At 70.6% G+C, this 21,805-nt stretch carries 18 protein-coding genes; 8 read left to right on the forward strand and 10 right to left on the reverse strand.

Going from position 1 to position 21,805, the window contains the following annotated elements; all coding sequences use genetic code 11:
* The first annotated feature begins 62 nt into the window (after positions 1-62).
* The 3 genes from HYQ63_RS10925 (at position 63) to HYQ63_RS10935 (ending at position 2,904) form a co-directional block, all read left to right on the forward strand.
* On the forward strand, positions 63-989 hold the full coding sequence (locus HYQ63_RS10925; RefSeq protein WP_179933647.1) for an ABC transporter ATP-binding protein: 927 nt from the start codon (positions 63-65) through the stop codon (positions 987-989).
* A complete protein-coding gene (locus HYQ63_RS10930) occupies positions 986-1,768 on the forward strand; it encodes an ABC transporter permease (protein ID WP_179933648.1) in 783 nt (260 codons plus the stop codon). Before HYQ63_RS10925 ends, HYQ63_RS10930 begins: the two co-directional genes overlap by 4 nt.
* 110 nt (positions 1,769-1,878) lie before the next feature.
* The gene (locus HYQ63_RS10935; RefSeq protein ID WP_179933649.1) at positions 1,879-2,904 is read left to right on the forward strand and encodes a heme A synthase; all 1,026 of its coding nucleotides are present in this window, start codon (positions 1,879-1,881) and stop codon (positions 2,902-2,904) included.
* Here HYQ63_RS10935 and HYQ63_RS10940 read toward each other — a convergent pair.
* From HYQ63_RS10940 to HYQ63_RS10950, 3 genes are all read right to left on the reverse strand, one after another.
* The gene (locus HYQ63_RS10940; protein WP_257231796.1) at positions 2,844-4,010 is read right to left on the reverse strand and encodes an amidohydrolase; all 1,167 of its coding nucleotides are present in this window, start codon (positions 4,008-4,010) and stop codon (positions 2,844-2,846) included. The two genes, HYQ63_RS10935 and HYQ63_RS10940, sit on opposite strands and share 61 nt — an antisense overlap.
* A 149-nt stretch (positions 4,011-4,159) precedes the next feature.
* Positions 4,160-4,495, reverse strand: a complete 336-nt coding sequence (locus HYQ63_RS10945; protein WP_179933650.1) for a hypothetical protein — start codon at positions 4,493-4,495, stop codon at positions 4,160-4,162.
* Between the two features lie 41 nt (positions 4,496-4,536).
* The gene (locus HYQ63_RS10950; protein WP_179933651.1) at positions 4,537-5,502 is read right to left on the reverse strand and encodes a heme o synthase; all 966 of its coding nucleotides are present in this window, start codon (positions 5,500-5,502) and stop codon (positions 4,537-4,539) included.
* A 349-nt stretch (positions 5,503-5,851) separates the two neighbouring features.
* Between HYQ63_RS10950 and tkt the strand changes: the two genes are divergently transcribed.
* From tkt to pgl, 5 genes are read left to right on the forward strand one after another with little or no spacing between them, the layout of a single operon-like run.
* Complete coding sequence (tkt, locus tag HYQ63_RS10955) at positions 5,852-7,930, forward strand: transketolase (RefSeq protein WP_179933652.1); 2,079 nt, start codon at positions 5,852-5,854, stop codon at positions 7,928-7,930.
* A 46-nt stretch (positions 7,931-7,976) separates the two neighbouring features.
* The gene (gene tal, locus HYQ63_RS10960; protein WP_179933653.1) at positions 7,977-9,095 is read left to right on the forward strand and encodes a transaldolase; all 1,119 of its coding nucleotides are present in this window, start codon (positions 7,977-7,979) and stop codon (positions 9,093-9,095) included.
* 5 nt (positions 9,096-9,100) lie between these two features.
* The gene (zwf, locus tag HYQ63_RS10965; RefSeq protein WP_179939960.1) at positions 9,101-10,627 is read left to right on the forward strand and encodes a glucose-6-phosphate dehydrogenase; all 1,527 of its coding nucleotides are present in this window, start codon (positions 9,101-9,103) and stop codon (positions 10,625-10,627) included.
* Positions 10,624-11,829, forward strand: coding sequence for a glucose-6-phosphate dehydrogenase assembly protein OpcA (gene opcA / locus HYQ63_RS10970; protein ID WP_179933654.1), 1,206 nt, complete (start codon positions 10,624-10,626; stop codon positions 11,827-11,829). Before zwf ends, opcA begins: the two co-directional genes overlap by 4 nt.
* Positions 11,826-12,608, forward strand: a complete 783-nt coding sequence (pgl, locus tag HYQ63_RS10975; protein ID WP_179933655.1) for a 6-phosphogluconolactonase — start codon at positions 11,826-11,828, stop codon at positions 12,606-12,608. Before opcA ends, pgl begins: the two co-directional genes overlap by 4 nt.
* Before the next feature lie 86 nt (positions 12,609-12,694).
* Here pgl and pgi read toward each other — a convergent pair whose 3' ends face one another.
* The 7 genes from pgi to HYQ63_RS11010 form a co-directional block, all read right to left on the reverse strand.
* Positions 12,695-14,347 carry a glucose-6-phosphate isomerase gene (gene pgi / locus HYQ63_RS10980; RefSeq protein ID WP_179939962.1) on the reverse strand — a complete coding sequence of 551 codons (1,653 nt, stop codon included), beginning with the start codon at positions 14,345-14,347 and terminating at the stop codon, positions 12,695-12,697.
* 152 nt (positions 14,348-14,499) lie between these two features.
* Complete coding sequence (locus HYQ63_RS10985; RefSeq protein WP_009718803.1) at positions 14,500-14,835, reverse strand: RNA polymerase-binding protein RbpA; 336 nt, start codon at positions 14,833-14,835, stop codon at positions 14,500-14,502.
* A gap of 216 nt (positions 14,836-15,051) precedes the next feature.
* Complete coding sequence (gene secG, locus HYQ63_RS10990; protein ID WP_039942143.1) at positions 15,052-15,279, reverse strand: preprotein translocase subunit SecG; 228 nt, start codon at positions 15,277-15,279, stop codon at positions 15,052-15,054.
* A 129-nt stretch (positions 15,280-15,408) separates the two neighbouring features.
* On the reverse strand, positions 15,409-16,185 hold the full coding sequence (tpiA, locus tag HYQ63_RS10995; protein ID WP_179933656.1) for a triose-phosphate isomerase: 777 nt from the start codon (positions 16,183-16,185) through the stop codon (positions 15,409-15,411).
* A gap of 5 nt (positions 16,186-16,190) precedes the next feature.
* Positions 16,191-17,393 (reverse strand): phosphoglycerate kinase, encoded by a 1,203-nt coding sequence (gene pgk / locus HYQ63_RS11000; protein ID WP_179933657.1) that lies wholly within the window; start codon positions 17,391-17,393, stop codon positions 16,191-16,193.
* An 80-nt stretch (positions 17,394-17,473) separates the two neighbouring features.
* Positions 17,474-18,478, reverse strand: coding sequence for a type I glyceraldehyde-3-phosphate dehydrogenase (gene gap, locus HYQ63_RS11005; protein ID WP_123108006.1), 1,005 nt, complete (start codon positions 18,476-18,478; stop codon positions 17,474-17,476).
* A 173-nt stretch (positions 18,479-18,651) separates the two neighbouring features.
* Positions 18,652-21,633 (reverse strand): M14 family metallopeptidase, encoded by a 2,982-nt coding sequence (locus HYQ63_RS11010; protein ID WP_179933658.1) that lies wholly within the window; start codon positions 21,631-21,633, stop codon positions 18,652-18,654.
* Positions 21,634-21,805: the final 172 nt, after the last annotated feature.

The raw sequence follows: 21,805 nt of genomic DNA on the forward strand, positions 1-21,805 counted from the left end.
GCGGGAGATGCGTTCCGGCCCTGCCGCCCACGGCCCCACCCGCCGTTCGTACACTGCCGGACATGCGAGAAGAGCCCGCGGTCGGCGTCGTCGGCCTGGTCAAACGGTACGGCTCGAAGACCGCCGTCGACGGGCTCGACCTGTCCGTCGGCCGCGGCACCGTGAGCGCCGTCCTCGGCCCCAACGGCGCCGGCAAGACCACCACCGTCGAGACCTGCGAGGGATATCGCCGCCCCGACGCCGGGACGGTCCGCATATTCGGCCTCGACCCGGTCGCCGACGCGGCGGCGCTGCGGCCGCGGGTGGGCGTCATGCTCCAGTCCGGAGGGGTTTATTCCGGGGCGCGCGCAGAAGAGATGCTGCGCCACACCGCCTCCCTCCACGCCCATCCCCTGGACGTCCCCGACCTCATCGACCGGCTCGGCCTCGGCTCCTGCGGCCGTACGACCTACCGGCGGCTCTCCGGCGGCCAGCAGCAGCGGCTCGCGCTCGCCATGGCCGTCGTCGGCCGCCCCGAACTGGTCTTCCTCGACGAGCCCACCGCCGGACTCGACCCGCAGGCCCGCCGCGCCACCTGGGACCTCGTCCGCGATCTGCGCCGCGACGGCGTGACCGTCGTGCTGACCACGCACTACATGGACGAGGCCGAACAGCTCGCCGACCACGTCGCCATCATCGACGGCGGCAAGGTGATCGCCCACGGCACCCCCGAGGAGCTGTGCCGCGGCGGCGCCGAGAACACCCTGCGCTTCACCGGCCGCCCCGCGCTCGACCTGGCCTCGCTGCTCAAGGCGCTGCCCGTCGACAGCACGGCCGCCGAGCTGACCCCCGGCGGCTACCGGGTCACCGGCAAGGTCAACCCGCAGATGCTGGCCACCGTCACCTCCTGGTGCGCACAGAACGGCGTCATGCCCGACCGCATCTCGGTCGAGCGGCACACCCTGGAGGACGTCTTCCTGGAGCTGACCGGTAAGGAGCTGCGCGCGTGACCGCCACAGGCACCTATCTCCCCAAGCCGGGGGCGGCACCGCTGCTGCGGATGATCCGCGCGCAGGCCGCGCTGGAGACCCGGATGCTGCTGCGCAACGGCGAGCAGCTGCTGCTGACCGTCGTCATCCCGTCCCTCGTCCTGGTGCTCTTCAGCAGCGTCGATATCGTTGACACGGGCGCCACCGGCGTCCCCGGGAACGCCGTCGACTTCCTCGCGCCCGGCGTGCTGGCGCTCGCCGTCCTGTCCACCGCCTTCACCGGACAGGCCATCGCCACCGGCTTCGAGCGGCGGTACGGCGTGCTCAAGCGGCTCGCCGTCTCCCCGCTGCCCCGCTGGGCGCTGATGGCCGCCAAGACGTGCGCGGTGCTGGTCACCGAGGTCCTCCAGATCGTGCTGCTGACGGCGATCGCCTTCGCGCTGGGCTGGTCGCCGCACGGCGACCCGCTCGCCGTGGTGCTGCTGCTGGTCCTCGGCACCGCCGCGTTCTCCGGGCTCGGACTGCTGATGGCGGGCACCCTGAAGGCCGAGGCGACCCTTGCCGCCGCCAACCTGGTCTTCCTGCTGCTGCTCGTGGGCGGCGGGGTGATCGTCTCACTGGACAAGTTCCCGGGCGCCGTACGGGGCGTCCTGGAGCTGCTGCCGATCTCGGCGCTCTCCGGCGGGCTGCGGGACGTCCTCCAGGACGGCGCCGGAATGCCCTGGCGGGACCTGGCGATCCTGGCCGTGTGGGCGGTGCTGGGGCTCGGGGCGGCGGCGCGGTTCTTCCGCTGGGAGTGATCCGCTGATCCGCGCGGAGCGAGGGGCTTCCCCGGGTACGTGAACCTCGTGTCCCCCGGTAACCGGGACCCTCGTGAAAAGCTGCACAAGCTCCGTCCTACGATGGCTCCGTGCCGAATTCGCTGAATCCGTTCGAGCTGATCGCCCGGCGCTGGCAGCCCTCCGCGCGCTTCGTGGAGCGCGCCGCGCTCGCCACCGTGGTGATGGCCGTGGTCATCGTCGTCACCGGGGGCGCGGTGCGGCTGACCGAGTCCGGGCTGGGCTGTGACACCTGGCCGAGGTGCACCTCCGGGAGCCTGACACCCACCGCCGACATGGGCATCCACGGCGCCATCGAGTTCGGCAACCGCATGCTGACGTACGTGCTGTGCGCGTTCGTCGGCCTGCTGATCATTGCCGCCCGGGCCCGTCAGCCGGTGCGCCGCTCCCTCACCCGGCTGGGCTGGGTCCAGTTCTGGCTGATCATGAGCAACGCCGTCATCGGCGGCATCATCGTCCTGACCGGCCTGAACCCGTACATCGTCAGCTCGCACTTCCTGCTGGCCACCGCACTCCTCACGGTCGCGATGGTGGTCTGGCAGCGCTCCCGCGAGGGCGACGGCGCGCCGCGCGACCTGGTGGTCCGGCCGGTGCGCCAGCTGACCTGGCTGCTGGTCGGCGCGACCCTGACGCTGATCCTGCTCGGCACCGTGGTCACCGGCTCCGGCCCGCACGCCGGTGACGCCCGCGAGGTGCACCGGATCCCGCTGGACTGGCAGGAGATCACCCAGCTGCACGTGGACTTCGTCTACATCGTGCTGGGCCTCACCGTCGCCCTGTGGTTCGTGCTGCGCGCCGTGCAGGCCCCGGCGGCCGTGCGCCGTACGGTGCTCGACCTGCTGGGCGTGCTGCTCCTCCAGGGCGTGATCGGGTACGTGCAGTACGCCACGGGCCTGCCCGAGGTGATCGTCGGCGTCCACATGTTCGGGTCCTGCCTGGTGTGGATCGCGGTCCTGCGGGTGTTCTTCGCACAGCGCGAGCGCCCCGCGCTCGCCGCCGTCCCGGAGCACGGCCCCACGGACGACCACGAGACCATTCAGCCGGAGACCCCGGCGGACACCGACCCGGAGCCCGAGCCCGCCGCGTCCAGCCGGTAGACCCGGCGCGCCGTCCCGGCCGCGACCAGCCCGGCGATCCGCCGGGCCTCCGCCCTCGTGCAGATGCCGTCGGCGACCCACTCGGCCGCCAGCCGGTCCATGGCCTGCCCGAACAGCCGGGCAGCGGTCACATACAGCTCGGGCAGCGCTCGGGCGCCGGTGGAGAACAGCAGCTTGCCGAACGGCGCCTCGCCCAGCGTCTCCGCGGGCCGCGGCCCCGCGTCCGCGTAGACGTGCGGGAAGACGGCGGCGAGCTGGGCCGCGCGGCGGTGGTGCGGCCGGTCGGGCAGCAGCACCAGGTCGGTGCCGAACCCGGCGGTGGCGCGTAAGAAGCCGATGAGCGGCTGTGGATCGGCGCAGTGCAGCTGCACCGGCAGCCCGGTCGCCACGGCGCTCCACATCAGGTGCTGGGCGAGCACGGGGTCGGGCGCCCGGTTGCGGACCGGGCGCGCGGAGAGCCTTCGGGCCGCCGCGCGCCGCACCTCGCGCGGGTCGGGCGGGGTCTCGTCGCAGAAGGTGATGCCCAGCGCGAAGGCGGTGGCGTGCTGGGCGGCGGCGTACAGGGCCTCGGCGGTGTTGCCCATGAACGAGTCGACCGTCCCCGAGGTGTCCGCGACCTGCTCGGCCAGCGGTTCGAGCCGTACGACCTCATGGACCCGGCCCTCGGCGGCCGCCGCCAGCTCGGCGGGGGAGGTGAGGTCGCTGGGGGTGCCCGACTCCAGCAGAAAGGTGCCGATGCCCGCGCCGCGCAGCAGCAGCCGGGCGGCGCGGTAGGCGCCCAGCTCGCGGCGGCGGGCGAGATAGCGCACGGGCGTGCAGTGCGGCTCCATGCCCAGCAGCGGCGGGCACCAGCGGCGTACGGCGAGCCCGGTCCAGCTGTCGAAGTACGTGGTCCCCGCCGGGGCCGGGCCCGATCCCGCGGCGGTGGCCAGATGCGTCTCGAACGAGCCGAGGCCCAGCTCGCCGTGGACGATGCCGTGGCCGTGCTGATCGACCAGCGGCGGCAGCTCCACGCCCGGTCCGTCCCGGGGCACCGAGCCGGTAGCGGGCTCTGGGGCGTGTTTGCAAGGCCCCAGGGTCTCCGGGGAACCCGTCGCCTCGTCCATCGCCGCCGCCTCCTCGCCCTCCGGCATCGCAGGGCTTAACGCCCGGATGCCGCACGAGGTGTCGCCGGTCGGGGTCCGGCGGACCGGCGGACCGGCCGTATGCGGGCGCGGCCCCATTGTGCCGGTCCGGCGGGGGAGACTCCGGCGGTTCAGGTGTTGCGGGGGCCGCCCAGTTGGATACCGGCCATCCGCTTCCATTCGTACGGGCCCGTACGGACCTTCGCCGCGAGGTCGCCGTCGAAGTCGTCCTGGAGCGCGAGCCCGGCGATCTCCACCGCGCGGCGGGCCGTCTCCTGGGAGGGGGCGACCAGGGTGCCCCACTCGCCGTTGGCGCCCACCAGGGCGATCCGGACGGTGCCGCGCCCGATGTGGGCGAGCTGGCCCTCGGCGCTGCCGCCGTGGCTCTTGGCGAAGGCCGTGATCTGGTGGGCGAGTCGCTGGGCCCGCTTCTCGTCCTTCGGGGACGCCTGCGTGGTATCTGCCATACCACCGATGCTACCCGCCGGTAATTACGCCCGGAAGGGGATCACCGCAGGAAGGGGTCCACGGCGACGGCGACGAAGAGCAGCGAGACATAGGTGATGGACCAGTGGAACAGCCGCATCTCCTTGAGCTTCGCGCCGGTGACCTCGGCCCGGGCGCGCGCCTGGAGCCCGTGCGCCTCCTTGAGCCAGAACGCGCCCAGCACGGTCGCCGCCACCGGGTAGAACCAGCCGGTGTAGCCGAGCGGCCACAGCAGCAGCGAGACGCCGACCATGAGCCAGCTGTAGAGGACGATCTGCCGGGCGACCGCCTTGTTGCCCGCGATGACGGGCAGCATCGGCACGCTCGCCCGCTCGTAGTCCTCCTTGACCTTCATCGACAGCGGCCAGTAGTGCGGCGGCGTCCAGAAGAAGATGACAAGGAAGAGGATCACCGCGGCCCAGGAGACCTCATTGGTGACCGACGACCATCCGATGAGCACCGGCATACAGCCCGCGATTCCGCCCCAGACGATGTTCTGCGAGGTACGCCGCTTGAGCAACATCGTGTAGACGACGACGTAGAAGACCAGCGCACCGAGGGCCAGCATCGAGGACAGCGGGTTGACCAGAAACCAGAACCAGGCCGTGGACACGACGGCGAGCGAGAAAGCGAAGACCAGGCACTCGCGCGGCGAGACCATGCCGGTGACCACTGGACGCTGCGACGTGCGGTCCATCATCGCGTCGATGTCGCGGTCGTAGTACATGTTGAACGCGGCGGCGCCACCGGCGGACAGATAGCCGCCGACGCAGGTCGCGAGGACCAGCCACAGGTCCGGCACGCCCTGGGCGGCCAGGAACATGACCGGCACCGTGGTCATCAGCAGCAGCTCGATGACGCGCGGCTTGGTCAGCGTCACGAACGCCTTGACCCGGGCCCCGAACGGCCGGCGGCCGGGAAGCCGCTGCCCGAGGCTCGATTCGCTCGTTTCGAGCACCCCCGCAGGACGGGATTCGACGGCCGTCACGCACACCCCTGGTGGAAGCAAGAACCAGCAAGCACCGGAGATGAAACCCCGGTAAAGACTTGCGCGTACCACGCCACTCTAGACGTAGCGGATACGCCGCCTGCCGCCGGGGTCGGGTCGTGTTGATGCCCCTCGAAGACCTGCGCGGACGCCCCGTACAACGTCCGGAACGCTGTATTCCATGGCTCTCGGAGAGAACTCCGAGGGAATGCCACGACCTTGAGATTCGTTTCGTATGGCGTTGAGTGGAACTCGAAAAGATGACCGTTCTTACAGGGGTAGGCTCGACCTCGCCGGTGTGCACACGGTCACCGGACAGCGACATTGTGGAGAGGAGCCCTGACTCAGGGTGAGCACCAAGCCGACTACCACAGACCTCGAATGGACCGATCTGGACCAGCGGGCCGTGGACACCGCCCGCGTCCTGGCCATGGACTCCGTACAGAAGGTCGGTAACGGCCACCCTGGCACGGCCATGAGTCTCGCGCCCGCCGCGTACCTTCTCTTCCAGAAGCTCATGCGGCACGACCCCTCCGACGCGGACTGGGCGGGCCGTGACCGGTTCGTCCTCTCCCCCGGGCACACCAGCCTCACTCTCTACGTCCAGCTCTACCTGGCGGGCTTCGGCCTGGAGCTGGAGGACCTGAAGTCCTTCCGCACCTGGGGCAGCCTCACCCCGGGCCACCCGGAGTACGGCCACACCACCGGTGTGGAGACCACCACCGGGCCGCTCGGCCAGGGCATCGCGAACGCGGTGGGCATGGCGATGGCCGCCCGCTACGAGCGCGGTCTTTTCGACCCGGAGGCGCCCGAGGGCGCCTCCCCGTTCGACCACACCATCTGGGCGATCGTCTCCGACGGCGACCTGGAGGAGGGCATCTCCGCCGAGGCGTCCTCGCTGGCCGGACACCAGAAGCTGGGCAACATCGTCGCGCTGTACGACGACAACCACATCTCCATCGAGGGTGACACCGCCACCGCGCTGTCCGAGGACGTACTGAAGCGGTACGAGGCGTACGGCTGGCACGTCCAGCGCATCGAGCAGGCGGCCAGCGGCGACTTCGACATCGAGCAGCTGTACGCGGCGCTCAAGGCGGCGCAGGACGAGACCGAGCGCCCCTCGATCATCGCCGCCCGCACGATCATCGCCTGGCCCGCGCCGAACGCGCAGAACACCGAGGCGTCCCACGGCTCCGCGCTCGGCGCCGACGAAGTCGCCGCCACCAAGCGGGTCCTGGGCTTCGACCCCGAGCAGCACTTCCAGGTCGACACCGAGGTGATCAACCACGCCCGCGGGCTGGTCGACCGCGGCCGCGAGGCGCACGCCGCCTGGGACAAGAAGCTCCAGGAGTGGCGCAACAACAACCCCGCGCGCGCCGCCGAGTTCGACCGCATCACCGCCGGTGAGCTGCCGGAGGGCTGGGAGAGCGCGCTGCCCGTCTTCGAGGCGGGCAAGGACGTCGCCACCCGCAAGGCGTCCGGCCAGGTGCTCAAGGCGCTCGGCGGGGTGCTCCCGGAGCTGTGGGGCGGCTCGGCCGACCTCGCCGGTTCCAACAACACCACCATCGACGCGTCCTCGTCCTTCCTCCCCAAGGACAACCCGCTGCCGGAGGCCGACCCGTACGGGCGGACGATCCACTTCGGCATCCGCGAGCACGCCATGGGCTCGACCATGAACGGCATCGCGCTGCACGGCAACACCCGTGTCTACGGCGGTACGTTCCTCGTCTTCTCCGACTACATGCGCCCGGCCGTGCGGCTGGCCGCGCTGATGAAGCTGCCGGTCACCTACGTGTGGACGCACGACTCCATCGGCCTCGGCGAGGACGGCCCCACCCACCAGCCGGTCGAGCACCTGTCCGCGCTGCGCGCCATCCCGGGCCTGAACATCGTCCGCCCGGCCGACGCCAACGAGACCGCCATCGCCTGGCGCGAGATCACCCGCCGCCACGGCGCCAACCCTGCCCCGCACGGCCTCGCGCTCACCCGGCAGAACGTGCCGACGTACGAGGCCGACGAGAACGCCGCCAAGGGCGGTTACGTCCTGTTCGAGGCCGAGGGCGGCCAGCCGCAGGTGATCCTGATCGGCACCGGCTCCGAGGTCCAGCTCGCCGTCGAGGCGCGCGAGCAGCTCCAGGCCGCCGGTGTGCCGACCCGCGTCGTCTCGATGCCCTCGATCGAGTGGTTCGAGGAGCAGGACAAGGGGTACCGCGACAGCGTGCTGCCGCCGTCCGTGAAGGCGCGCGTGGCCGTCGAGGCCGGTATCGGTCTGACCTGGTACCGCTACGTCGGCGAGGCGGGCCGCATCGTCTCGCTGGAGCACTTCGGCGCCTCCGCCGACTACAAGGTGCTCTACCGGGAGTTCGGCCTGACGGCCGACGCCGTGGTCACCGCCGCCCGCGAGTCCCTGGACGCCGCCGGGCAGTGAGCCCGCATCCGACTTGAACAGCGACGAGCAACAGGAGACACACCCCATGACAGACGCACTCAAGCGGCTGGCCGACGAAGGCGTCGCGATCTGGCTCGACGACCTCTCCCGGAAGCGGATCACCTCCGGCAATCTCGCCGAACTGATCGACCAGCAGCACGTCGTCGGCGTCACCACCAACCCGTCGATCTTCCAGAAGGCGATCTCCGGCGGCGACGGTTACGAGCAGCAGCTCACCGATCTCGCGGCCCGCAAGGTCACCGTCGAGGAAGCCGTCCGGATGATCACCACCGCGGACGTCCGGGACGCCGCCGACATCCTGCGCCCGGTCCACGACGCGACCGGCGGTCAGGACGGCCGGGTCTCCATCGAGGTCGACCCGCGGCTGGCCCACAACACGGCCGCCACCATCGCCGAGGCCAAGCAGCTGGCCTGGCTGGTGGACCGCCCGAACACCTTCATCAAGATCCCGGCCACCCAGGCGGGACTCCCGGCGATCACCGAGGTGATCGGCCTGGGCATCAGCGTCAACGTCACGCTGATCTTCTCCCTGGAGCGCTACCGCGCGGTCATGGACGCCTACCTGGCCGGTCTGGAGAAGGCGAAGGCCGCCGGCCTCGACATCTCCAAGATCCACTCGGTGGCGTCCTTCTTCGTGTCCCGGGTGGACACCGAGATCGACAAGCGCATCGACAAGCTCGGCACCGACGAGGCCAAGGCGCTGCGCGGCAAGGCCGCCCTGGCCAACGCCCGCCTCGCCTTCCAGGCGTACGAGGAGGTCTTCGGCTCCGAGCGCTGGGCCGCCCTGGACCGGGCGAACGCCAACCGGCAGCGCCCGCTGTGGGCCTCGACCGGCGTCAAGGACCCGGCCTACAAGGACACCCTGTACGTCGACGATCTGGTCGCCCCGGGCACCGTGAACACGATGCCGGAAGCCACCCTCGACGCGGTCGGCGACCACGGCGAGATCAAGGGCAACACCGTGGCCGGTGCCTACGAGCAGGCCAAGGCCGACATCGAGGCGCTGGCCTCGATCGGCATCTCGTACGACGAGGTCGTACAGCTTCTGGAGGACGAGGGCGTCGAGAAGTTCGAGGCGTCCTGGAACGACCTGCTGAAGTCCACCGAGGCGGAGCTGAACCGCCTCGCACCGTCGGAGGCGTGAACACCTTGACCATCAGCAGCAATCCGCTGCGTGACCCGAAGGACCGGCGGCTCCCGCGCATCGCGGGGCCGTCCGGCCTGGTCATCTTCGGGGTCACCGGTGACTTGTCCCGCAAGAAGCTGATGCCCGCCGTCTACGACCTGGCCAACCGCGGCCTGCTGCCGCCGGGCTTCTCGCTCGTCGGCTTCGCCCGCCGCGACTGGGAGCACGAGGACTTCGCCCAGGTCGTCCACGACGCCGTGAAGGAACACGCGCGGACCCCGTTCCGCGAAGAGGTCTGGCAGCAGCTCGCCGAGGGATTCCGCTTCGTACCCGGGGAGTTCTCCGACGACGAGGCGTTCGAGAAGCTGCGGGCGACCATAGAGGAGCTGGACAAGGCCCGCGGCACCGGCGGCAACTTCGCCTTCTACCTCTCGGTGCCGCCCAAGTTCTTCCCCAACGTGGTGCAGCAGCTCAAGAAGCACGGGCTGTCCGACGGGCAGAACCACTCCTGGCGGCGCGCCGTCATCGAGAAGCCCTTCGGCCACGACCTGGAGAGCGCCCAGGAGCTGAACCAGGTCGTCCACGAGGTCTTCCGGCCCAGCGATGTCTTCCGGATCGACCACTACCTGGGCAAGGAGACAGTCCAGAACATCCTGGCGCTGCGCTTCGCCAACACCATGTTCGAGCCGCTGTGGAACCGTTCGTACGTCGACCACGTACAGATCACCATGGCCGAGGACATCGGCATCGGCGGCCGCGCGGGCTACTACGACGGCATCGGCGCCGCCCGGGACGTCATCCAGAACCACCTGCTCCAGCTGCTCGCCCTGACCGCCATGGAGGAGCCCGCCTCCTTCGACGCCAAGGCGCTGGTCACCGAGAAGCTGAAGGTGCTCAACGCCGTCAAGCTGCCGCGTGAACTGGGCAAGCACACCGTGCGCGGCCAGTACGCACACGGCTGGCAGGGCGGCGAGGAGGTGCGCGGCTACCTCGAAGAGGACGGCATCGACCCGGAGTCGAATACCGACACCTACGCCGCGGTCAAGCTGGAGATCGACAACCGCCGCTGGGCGGGCGTCCCCTTCTACCTGCGCACCGGCAAGCGGCTGGGGCGCCGGGTCACCGAGATCGCCGTGGTCTTCCAGCGCGCCCCGCACTCCCCCTTCGATGCCACCGACACCCAGGAGCTGGGGCAGAACGCCCTGGTCATCCGGGTGCAGCCGGACGAGGGCGTCACCATCCGGTTCGGCTCCAAGGTGCCCGGCACCTCCATGGAGATCCGCGATGTGACGATGGACTTCCAGTACGGCGAGTCCTTCACCGAGTCCAGCCCCGAGGCGTACGAGCGGCTGCTGCTCGACGTCCTGCTGGGCGACGCGAACCTCTTCCCGCGCCACCAGGAGGTGGAGGAGTCCTGGCGGATCCTCGACCCGATCGAGGAGTACTGGGACAAGCACGGGAAGCCCGAGCAGTACACGGCCGGTACCTGGGGGCCGAAGGCCGCGGACGAGATGCTCGCACGAGACGGACGGAGCTGGCGGCGGCCATGAACATCGATCTCACGGACACCACGTCCAGCCGGATCAACTCCGCTCTGGTCCAGGCGCGCCGGGCCACCGGCACCCCGGCCGTGGGCATGGTGCTCACCCTCGTCATCGTCACCGACGAGGGCAACCACTACGACGCGCTGAAGGCCGCGAGCGAGGCATCCAAGGAACACCCCTCGCGCATCCTGGTCGTCATCAAGCGGCCGGGCCGCTCGCCGCGCGACCGCAAGATGGCCCGGATGGACGCCGAGGTCCGGGTCGGCGGCGAGACCGGCACCGGTGAGACGGTCCTGCTTCGGCTCCACGGCGAACTCGCCAACCACGCCTACTCGGTGGTCCTGCCGCTGCTGCTGCCGGACGCCCCGGTCGTGGTGTGGTGGCCCGAGGACGCCCCGGAGCACCCCGCCAAGGACCTGCTGGGGCAGCTGGCCCAGCGCCGCATCACCGACGCCCAGGCCACCGAGGACCCGGTCGCCACGCTGGGCCTGCGGGCCGAGACGTACACCCCGGGCGACACCGACCTGGCGTGGACCCGGATCACCCCGTGGCGCAGTGTGCTGGCGGCAGCCCTGGACCAGAAGCACTCGAAGATCACCTCCGCGGTCGTCGAGGGCGAGGCGTACAACCCGAGCAGCGAACTGCTCGCGCTGTGGCTCGCCGAGCGGCTGCGGGTCCCGGTCGACCGGCAGATCTCCGAGGGCCCGGGGCTGACCGCGGTGCGGCTGGAGACGGCCGACGGCGTGATCTGCCTGGACCGGGCCGACGGTGCGCTGGCCGAGCTGGCGATGCCGGGCCAGCCGGACCGGCACGTCGCGCTCCAGCGGCGGGAGATGTCGGAGCTGATCGCCGAGGAGCTGCGGCGGCTGGACCCGGACGAGATGTACGCGATCTCGGTGAAGTTCGGCGTGAACAAGCTGAACGGCGGCGGTGCGGCCCGGCACAACCCGGCGCCCGCCGCGGCAGCCAATGGTGGCGGCACCGCGACCGCCGAGGCGCCCGCGCCCCCGGCCCCGCCCCGGCCGCCGCTGCCGACGCGCGACCCGGGCTCGGCTCCGTCCCCGACGAACACCCCTGCCCCGCCGCAGGCCCCGGCCCAGCCACCGGCGGCTCCTTCAGCCCCTTCGTCCCCTCCGGCTCCGAAGCCCTCGGACCTGAAGCCGGGCGGAAAGGCCGAGGGAAAGGGCAACGGAAAGGCGGAGAAGTGAGCGCTCCGCAGGTCGTCGTCCACCGCGACAAGGAGCTGATGGCCCAGGCGGCCGCGGCCCGGCTGATCACGAAGATCGTGGACGCCCAGGCCGCCCGGGGCTCCGCCTCCGTCGTCCTGACCGGCGGCCGCAACGGCAACGGCCTGCTGTCCGCCCTCGCCGCGTCCCCCGCGCGCGACGCGGTGGACTGGTCGCGGCTGGACCTGTGGTGGGGCGACGAGCGGTTCCTGCCCGACGGCCACCCCGACCGGAACGTCACCCAGGCCCGGGAGGCGCTGCTGGACGCGGTCGACCTGGACCCGGCGCGGGTGCACCCGATGCCCGCGTCCGACGGTCCGCACGGCGGCGACGTGGAGGCCGCCGCGGAGGCGTACGGCATCGAGCTGGGCCGCGCCGCGCGGCCGGAGAACCACGGCGCGGCGCCGTCCTTCGACGTAGCTCTGCTGGGCGTCGGGCCGGACACCCATGTGGCCTCGCTCTTCCCCGAGCTGCCGGGCGTCCGGGAGACCGAGCGGACGGTGGTCGCGGTGCGCGGCGCGCCCAAGCCGCCGCCCACCCGGGTCTCGCTGACGCTGCCCGCGATCCGCGCGGCCCGGGAGGTGTGGCTGCTGGCCGCCGGTGAGGACAAGGCGAAGGCGGTGACCATCGCCCTGTCGGGGGCCGGGGAGATCCAGGCCCCGGCGGCGGGCGCGTACGGCCGCAGTCGCACCCTGTGGCTGCTGGACCGGGCGGCGGCGAGCGGTCTACCGCGCGAGCTGTACCCACCGGCCTCGCCATAAGGCTCCTTCACCCAGCGATCCCCCGTGCGCCTGCGTGCGCACGGGGGATCGCTGCTGTTCGGGGCGTCGCTGCTGCTCGGGGCGTCTCAGCGGCCGCGCAGCGAGCGGTACGTGGCGACGAGGCGGGCCGTGGAGGCGTCGAGCCCCGGCACCTCGGCGCCCTCGGTCAGCGCGGGCTCGACCCGCTTGGCGAGCACCTTGCCCAGCTCGACGCCCCACTGGTCGAAGGAGTCGATGTTCCAGATGGCGCCCTGCACGAACACCTTGTGCTCGTAGAGCGCGATCAGCTGGCCGAGCACCGCCGGGCTCAGCTCGGCGGCCAGGATGGTGGTGGTGGGGCGGTTGCCCTGGAAGGTCTTGTGCGGCACCAGCTCCGGGGGCACGCCCTCGGCGGCGACCTCTTCCGGCGTCTTGCCGAAGGCCAGCGCCTGCCCCTGGGCGAAGAGGTTGGCCATCAGCAGATCGTGCTGGGCCACCAGCCCGGGCCGCAGGTCATCCACCGGCTTGGCGAAGCCGATCAGATCGGCCGGGATCAGCTTGGTGCCCTGGTGGAGCAGCTGGTAGTAGGCGTGCTGGCCGTTGGTGCCGGGGGTGCCCCAGACCACCGGGCCGGTCTGCCAGCGGACCGGCTCGCCCTCCCGGTCCACCGACTTGCCGTTGGACTCCATGTCCAGCTGCTGGAGGTAGGCGGTGAACTTGGACAGGTAGTGGCTGTAGGGCAGGACGGCGTGCGCCTGGGCGTCGTGGAAGTCGCCGTACCAGACGCCCAGCAGGCCGAGCAGCAGCGGTACGTTCTGCTCCGGCGGGGCGGTGGTGAAGTGCTCGTCCACGAGGTGGAACCCGGCCAGCATCTCGCGGAAGCAGTCCGGGCCGATGGCGACCATCAGGGACAGGCCGATCGCCGAGTCGTACGAATACCGGCCGCCGACCCAGTCCCAGAACTCGAACATGTTGTCCGTGTTGATGCCGAACTCGGCGACCTTCTCCGCGGCGGTCGACACCGCCACGAAGTGCTTCGCGACGGCCTCGTCACCGGCCCCGAGCCCGCTCAGCAGCCACTCGCGGGCGGAGACGGCGTTGGTGATGGTCTCGATAGTGGTGAAGGTCTTGGAGGCGACGATGAACAGCGTCTCCGCCGGGTCCAGGTCGCGCACCGCCTCATGGAGATCGGCGCCGTCCACATTGGAGACGAAGCGGAACACCAGCTCGCGGTCGGTGTAGGCGCGCAGCGCCTCGTACGCCATCGCCGGGCCCAGGTCGGAGCCCCCGATGCCGATGTTGACGATGTTCTTGATGGGCATGCCGGTGTGGCCGTGCCAGTCCCGGGCCCGGATCCGGTCGGCGAACACGCTCATCTTGGTGAGGACCGCGTGCACCTCGGGGACGACGTCCTCGCCGTCCACCGTGATGACCGCCGAGCGGGGCGCGCGCAGCGCGGTGTGCAGCACCGCGCGGTTCTCGGTGGTGTTGATCTTATGACCGCGGAACATCGCGTCCCGCAGGGCGGTCACGCCGGTCGCCGACGCCAGCTCGCGCAGCAACCGCAGCGTCTCGTCCGTCACCAGGTTCTTGGAGTAGTCGACATGGAGATCGCCGACCTGGAGCGTGAACCTGCTCGCGCGCTCCGGGTCGTTCGCGAACAGCTCGCGCAGATGCGCGTCGCCCAGCGCCTTGCGGTGCTCGGCCAGTGCGCTCCACTCCGGCAGCTGATCGAGCCTGGTGCGGCCTTCTGCGTTCATCTCGGACATCAGCCCACTTCTCATCGGTGCCTGGCCCCCGTTGTCCACCAACCTAATTGACGGTAGCCCGCGGCACTGACAACGGCCCGGCCGCGCACCCCCGTCAGGGGTGCCCGGCCGGGCCGTCGTCGCGCGCTGTCGCTGGGCTCTGCTCAGATCTCGCCGCGGAGCTTGGCGAGCGCCTCGGCGAGGATCGCCTCGCCGTCGGCGTCGCTGCGCCGCTCCCGCACGTAGGCGAGGTGCGTCTTGTACGGCTCGGTGCGGGGCGGGTCCGGCGGGTTGTCCCGGTCCTTGCCGGCCGGGAAGCCACAGCGGGGGCAGTCCCACGTGTCCGGGATCTGCGCGTCGCTGGCAAAGCTCGGCACGGTCTCGTGCCCGTTCGAGCACCAGAAGGAGATGCGCAGGCGCGGCGCCGATTCGCCTCGCTCGGCTTCTCCCATCGGCCCCGCTCCGACCCGACTTCCACGGATCGCGTTGCCACTTGCCACGGTCGTAACTCCCTGCGTGATGGTGCCGCGAAGCATCGAATGGCGGCCCCGCTGCCCGGCGCCCCAGACTACGTAAGGCCCAACGCGCGTCCATCGAGAGGAGTTACACCCGCCCTTGAGGACGCCACCCCATGATAGGCCGCGAATCCGCCGCACTGACGACGGTACGTCAGTTATCGGGCCGGAATCGGGCCCCGACCGCGCTTCGGTCGAACGTCAGTCGAGCTTCATCAACAGGCCGAGCACGACGATGACGACGAACCACAGCAACCCGACCACGATGGTGATGCGGTCCAGGTTGCGCTCAGCGACCGAAGAGCCACCGACGGAGGACTGCATTCCGCCACCGAACATGTCGGACAGACCCCCGCCCTTCCCCTTGTGCATGAGCACCAGCATCATCATCAAAAGGCTCAAGATGATGAGGGCGATCGAAAACCCCATGATCACGGCTGGACCAACTCTCTCGGGCTCGTTACGGACGGTTTCTTACGGGAGACGGGGGCCGGGGAGGCGCGAAATGCGCCACCACGACCCCCGACAGAGTACGACGAGGCCCGGCTCAGGGCCTACTCACTGGTCGCGGAATCGAACGATCTTGACGAATTCGTCCGCGTCCAGCGCGGCGCCGCCGATCAGGGCGCCGTCCACATCCGGCTGCGCCATGATCGCCGCCACGTTCCCGGACTTCACCGAGCCGCCGTACTGGATCCGGACCTTGTCGGCCAGCTCCTGGCTGTACAGCTCGGCCAGCCGGCCGCGGATGGCCCCGCAGACCTCCTGGGCGTCCTCGGGGGTGGCGACCTCGCCGGTGCCGATCGCCCAGACCGGCTCGTACGCGATCACGATGGTCTCGGCCTGCTCGGCCGGGACGTCATTGAGGGCGCCGTCCAGCTGCGCGAGGGTGTACGCCACCTGCTGGCCCGCCTTGCGGATGTCCAGGCCCTCGCCCACGCACAGGATGGGGGTGAGGTCGTTACGGAAGGCCGCCTTGACCTTGCCGTTGCAGATCTCGTCGGTCTCCGCGTGGTACTGGCGGCGCTCCGAGTGGCCGATGGCCACATAGGTGCACTTCAGCTTGGAGAGCATCGGACCGGAGATCTCGCCGGTGTACGCGCCGGAGTCGTGCGCGGAGATGTCCTGGGCGCCGTACTTGATCTTCAGCTTGTCGCCGTCGACCAGGGTCTGCACCGACCGCAGATCGGTGAAGGGCGGCAGAACCGCGACCTCGACGGCCTCGTAGTCCTTTTCGGCGAGCGCGAAGGCGAGCTTCTGGACGTGGGCGATGGCCTCGAGGTGGTTGAGGTTCATCTTCCAGTTGCCCGCCATCAGCGGGGTGCGGTCACTCACGGTGTTCAGTCCTCCAGTGCGGCGAGGCCGGGGAGCGTCTTGCCCTCGAGGTATTCGAGGCTCGCTCCGCCGCCGGTCGAGATATGGCCGAAAGCGGATTCGTCGAAGCCCAGGATGCGGACGGCCGCGGCGGAGTCGCCGCCGCCCACCACGGTGAAGGCGGGGCTGTCGAGGAGCGCCTGGGCCACGGCCTTGGTGCCGTCGGCGTAGTCGGGGTGCTCGAAGACGCCCATCGGGCCGTTCCAGAAGACGGTGGCCGTGTCGGCGAGCTTCGAGGCGTACAGCTTGCGGGTGTCCGGACCGATGTCCAACCCCTCCAGGTCGGCCGGGATGGCGTCCGCGGGGACGACCTGCGGATGCGCCGGGGCCTTGGTCTTCAGGTCCGGGAACCCGTCCGCCGCGAGGACGTCGACGGGCAGCACGAACTCCACGCCGCGCTCCTGCGCCCGCCGCAGGTACTCCTGGACGGCCGGGACCTGGTCCTCCTGGAGCAGCGACTTGCCGACCTCGTGGCCCTGGGCCTTGAGGAAGGTGTACGCCATGCCGCCGCCGATCAGGATGCGGTCGGCCTTCTCCAGCAGGTGGTCGATGACGCCGAGCTTGTCGGAGACCTTGGCGCCGCCGAGGACCACCGCGTACGGCCGCTGGACGTCCTCGGTGAGCTTCTTCAGGACGCTGACCTCGGTGGCGATCAGCCCGCCCGCGGCGTGCGGCAGCCGCGCCGGGAGGTCGTACACGGAGGCGTGCTTGCGGTGCACCGCGCCGAAGCCGTCGCCCACGTAGAGGTCGGCGAGGGCGGCGAGCCGGTCCGCGAAGGCGCCGCGCTCGGCGTCGTCCTTGCTGGTCTCACCGGCATTGAAGCGCAGGTTCTCCAGCAGCGCGACCTCGCCCGCGGCGAGCCCCGCGACGGTGGCCCGGGCGCTGTCGTCCACGGTGTCGGTCGCGAACGCGACCTGCTTGCCGAGGAGTTCGCCGAGCCGCTTGGCGACCGGGGCGAGCGAGAACTGCGGGTCGGGCGCGCCCTTGGGGCGGCCGAGGTGCGAGGCGACGACCACCTTGGCGCCCGCGTCCAGGAGCGCGGAGATGGTCGGCACGGCGGCGCGGATCCGGCCGTCGTCGGTGATCGTCTCGCCGTCGAGCGGGACGTTGAGGTCGGCGCGGACGAAGACCCGCTTCCCGTCGACCTGGAGATCGTCAATCGTCTTCACAGAGTGACTCCTTGTTCATGGCACGGGGCCCGTTACGACGTGTGCCGTAGCGGGCCCCGTTCTCGCTCATCGCGGCAGGGTCAGAGCCGGCCGCCGACGTAGACGGTCAGGTCGACGAGGCGGTTGGAGTAGCCCCACTCGTTGTCGTACCAGCCGACGACCTTGACCTGCTTGCCCTGGACCATGGTCAGGGAGGAGTCGAAGGTGCAGGACGCCGGCCAGTTGACGATGTCCGAGGAGACGATCGGGTCCTCGGTGTACTCCAGGACCCCCTTGAGCTGCCCCTCGGCGGCCTTCTGGAAGGCGGTGTTGATCTCGTCCTTGGTGACCTCGCGGTCCAGCTCCAGGACCAGGTCGGTGACCGAGCCGGTCGGGACCGGGACGCGCATCGCGATGCCGTCCAGCTTGCCCTTGAGCTGCGGCAGGACCAGGGCGGTGGCCTTGGCGGCGCCGGTGGAGGTCGGGATGATGTTCTCCGCGGCGGCGCGGGCGCGGCGCAGGTCCTTGTGCGGGAAGTCAAGGATGCGCTGGTCGTTGGTGTACGCGTGGACCGTCGTCATCATGCCCTTGACGATGCCGAAGTTCTCGTCGAGAACCTTGGCCATCGGCGCCACACAGTTGGTGGTGCAGGAGGCGTTGGAGATGACGTCGTGCTGGGACGCGTCGTACTTGTCCTGGTTGACGCCCATCACGATCGTGATGTCCTCGTCCTTGGCGGGCGCGGAGATCAGGACCTTCTTGGCGCCTGCGGCCAGGTGCTTGGCCGCGTCGTCACGCTTGGTGAAGATGCCGGTGGACTCGACGACGATGTCGGCTCCCAGCTCTCCCCACGGAAGGGCGGCCGGGTCGCGCTCGGCCATGGTCTTGAAGGTCTGGTTGCCCACCGTGATGGTGTCCTCGGTGTGGCTGACCTCGTGCTTCAGCCGTCCGAGGATGGAGTCGTACTTCAGCAGGTGCACCAGGGTGGCATTGTCGGTCAGGTCGTTGACACCGACGATCTCGATGTCCGCGCCCTGCTCCAGGAGCGCGCGGAAGTAGTTGCGACCGATGCGGCCAAAGCCGTTGATGCCTACGCGGATCGTCACGAACCGATCTCCTCGTTGGTGTGCCGGTCTGGACGCCGGCGAGCTGTTTGGGAATCCCCGACCGCCTCCGACCCTACCGCTATCACGGAACGTCCGTGACATTGGCGTCGGCGGCCCATGACCACCGGAAAGGGGCATGGGCCGCCGATTCAGTCACGATTCGTCACACTCTGTCAACGGCGCAGCGCACGCAGCGCGCTCCCCACGAGCGACGCCCGCTGGGCGGCGTCCCGTACGTGTTCCAGGCCGAAGCCGAGCAGCACGGTGTCCCGGGTGGTGACCGCGGCCGCGGTGCGGAACAGCTCCTTCGAGCGCGTCCAGTCCGCCGCGTTCGCGGGGCTGCCCTCCGGCGGCCCCGGTACCGACCAGGGGCCGAGCGCCGTTTCGAAGCCCTCGGCGTCCCGCGTGTCGCCGCCGGTGACGAGCGCGGTGCCGTCGACGAAGGCGCCGCGGCCGCCGACGCTCGAATCGGTGACGTACGAGAGGGCCAGTTCGACCTTCTCGCCCGCGTAGCGGCTCAGATCCAGGGTGACCGGCTTCCAGCCGCCCGAGGAGCCCGTGAAGCTGTTCCAGGCGCCCGTGCCGCCCTCGGCGCGGCAGCCATCGTCGGTGGCCGTCAGATAGCGCTTCAGGAACGGGTGGGCGGTCAGCAGGAAGCCCGCCTCGCACTCGGCCGGGACCCGGTCCGAGCTGGCGCCGCCCGCGTCCGGGAGCGTGGTCCAGTCGTCCTCGCCGACGGTGTGCGCCTCGGCGATCACATGGTCGTAGCCGGGCTCGGTGTCGTAGCTGAGCCGGAAGGTCAGGCTCGGCTCGTCCTCGGCGCTCACCCCGGTCAGGTCGACGGTGCGGGACAGCCGCGTCCAGGAGCTGTTCCGGTGGACGGCGGCGGCCATCCACTCGCCTTCGTAGGGCTGGTACGGGGTGCGTGCGCCGGAGTACGCGCCCGCGCCCGCGCTGCGGAACTGCGGGAAGTCCTCCGGCGGCAGCACATCGGAGGTGACGGTGTACGCGCCCGCGGCGTCCAGGGGGTTGCCGGGCGCGTCGCCGAGCGTCGCGGAGGTGCCGTCGAGCGCCCCGCCGCCCTGGTACTCGGGCGGCGACTGCATCGTGAGGCGGCCGTCGGCGCCCAGGTAGTACTGGCTGAAGTCGTCGGTGTCGGCCGGGCCCACCACGGAGCTGCCACCCGCCTGCTCACCGGTGGTGATCAGCTTGCCGCCCTCGTTGAGGTAGTCGCGCACGGCGAGCAGGGTGGCGCCGCCGGGCTTCTGGGCGCCGGTGTACCAGAGCACCGTCCTGAAGTGACCGAGCACCCCGAGCGCGGACGGCGCCCCCTGGGTGGCCACGTCCCAGACGGCGGCCTTGCGGCCGTTCCGGGCGAGCGCGTCGGTGTACGCGGCGAGGTGCAGGGCCGGGGAGTCGCCGCCCTCCTCGGCGATCACCAGCGTGTCGGCGCGGGGCCGCTCGGCGACGGTGTAGGTGAACGGCTCGCTCGCGGTCCGCTCGCCGTCCTCCGTACGGCCGGTGAACCACACCTCCACGGTGTCGCCGGGGTCCGCGCCCCTGACCGCGGCCCGGTACTGGTCGAAGTGGATGTTGTCCTCGCCGCCGTAGGTCTCGCCGCCCTTCCAGGGCCGCAGGGAGGCGGTGTGGGTGCGCCCGCCGTTCAACCGGTAGGCGAGCGTCTTGGCGCGGACGCTCTTGCGGGCGGTGACGGAGACGTCCTGGGCGGCGCCGCGGGCGTAGGAGGTGGTGAAGGCGTCCGGGGTGAAGTCGGGCGCGGTCATGCCGACCGATGACGACGGCTGGTCGGGGTGCCGGGCTGTCTCGGCGACGGAGAGCGCGAAGGGGATGTTCTTGGCGAACTCCTGCTGGATCAGCTTCTCGTCGTCCGGGAAGGTGAAGACGGACGCGCAGTCGCGCGGCTGCCAGGCGTCGTTCGGGTCGATGGTGGAGGCGGTCTGACAGGTCGACATCTCCGGGGTGAACATCATCATCCCGTTGACGTTGGCCGCGTGGCCGTCGGCCTCGCCGTTGGTGGTGTACAGCTCCGAGGACACCTGCGGGTGGTAGCCGGGGATCGCGGAGTGCTCGGGGGTGCCCGCGAGCGCCTTGTACAGCACGTCGTCGGGGGTCGGCGTGGCGACCTGCCAGCCGACGCCGTAGAGCAGCAGTTCGGCGGCCGAGTGGTAGTTGATGCCGTAGGCGAAGCCGATGCGCTTCTCGAAGCGGTCCAGCGCCTTGGTCTCGGGCTCGGAGCCGGGGGCGGGGCCGCGGTAGGTCTCGCCTGCCGGGTCGGCGGAGGACCCCTCGTTGTCGTAGCCCCACTTGTAGGGGAAGTTGCGGTTGGGGTCGACGCCGTCGCCCGGGGCGATCTTGCCGTCGCCGTTGTTGTCCCGCAGGGTCTTGCGCCATTGGCGGTTGGCCGGGCTCTGATGCGTGTAGTCGTACCCGTCCGGGTTGGCGGAGAGCACGAACCACAGCTCGGTGCGGTCCACGATCCTGGTGACGCGGTCGTCCTTGCCGTAGTTGTCCAGGTAGTAGTGCATCAGCCGCCGGGTCATCTCCGGGGTGATCCACTCACGGGCGTGCTGGTTGGACATGTACAGCACCGACGGCTTGCTGCCGTCGCGGCTCTTCGCGGCGCCCTTGGTGAGCTTGAGCGCGAGGATGTCCTTGCCCTGGGTGGTCTTGCCGATGCTGATCACCTTGGTGAGACCGGGATGCGTCTGTCCGGTCTCGACGATCTCCTGCCGGAGCCCGCCGTCGCCGCTGTACGGGCGGAAGACGCCGTCGCCCGCGGCCTTCACGCGGCCCAGGGTCCGCTGCGAGAGCTTCTTCTCGGTGAGCGCCACGCCCTGGCCGCGCAGCGCGGCGGCCTGAGTGCGGGTCAGATACAGCTCGACCGGTCCCGCGCCCTTCTCGGGCACCTGCGTGCCGAGTTCCGTGCCGTCCACGCCCGCCCTCAGGAGCAGCGGGATCTGGGCCCGGGTGACCTGGGCGGTCCATACGGTGAGTGCCTCGCCCGCGGTGTCGGCCGCGGGTTGTGCGTGGGCCGCGGGTGTGGCGGCCAGTCCGGTGAGGAGTAAGGAAGCCAGTGCCGCGGCCGAGCCGACCGCTCTCGCCGTGCGTCTCCATCCGGCCTTGCGTGTCTTCATGAGCCCCCCTGACTGTCGTTCCGACGTGTGGGTGCACCGACGCATAAGCCTCATGTCGGCACATGGCCATGTCAACAGCGGCTCGCGGCGATGATCCGATGGTGTGACCACCCGGCTCCCCGTACGGCCCCGGACGCACCGCGCCCCCGGGTCCACACGGGGAACCGGGGGC

Source organism: Streptomyces sp. Rer75 (genome assembly GCF_013414305.1).
In the GTDB taxonomy this organism is placed as follows: domain Bacteria; phylum Actinomycetota; class Actinomycetes; order Streptomycetales; family Streptomycetaceae; genus Streptomyces; species Streptomyces himastatinicus.

Coding starts and splice junctions, on each gene's coding strand:
- opcA (WP_179933654.1), top strand. CDS start 10,624: ATGAACATCGATCTCACGGACACCACGTCCAGCCGGATCAACTCCGCT.
- HYQ63_RS10945 (WP_179933650.1), bottom strand. CDS start 4,495: ATGGCAGATACCACGCAGGCGTCCCCGAAGGACGAGAAGCGGGCCCAG.
- HYQ63_RS10940 (WP_257231796.1), bottom strand. CDS start 4,010: ATGGACGAGGCGACGGGTTCCCCGGAGACCCTGGGGCCTTGCAAACAC.
- secG (WP_039942143.1), bottom strand. CDS start 15,279: ATGGGGTTTTCGATCGCCCTCATCATCTTGAGCCTTTTGATGATGATG.
- tal (WP_179933653.1), top strand. CDS start 7,977: ATGACAGACGCACTCAAGCGGCTGGCCGACGAAGGCGTCGCGATCTGG.
- pgi (WP_179939962.1), bottom strand. CDS start 14,347: ATGAACGCAGAAGGCCGCACCAGGCTCGATCAGCTGCCGGAGTGGAGC.
- HYQ63_RS10925 (WP_179933647.1), top strand. CDS start 63: ATGCGAGAAGAGCCCGCGGTCGGCGTCGTCGGCCTGGTCAAACGGTAC.
- HYQ63_RS11010 (WP_179933658.1), bottom strand. CDS start 21,633: ATGAAGACACGCAAGGCCGGATGGAGACGCACGGCGAGAGCGGTCGGC.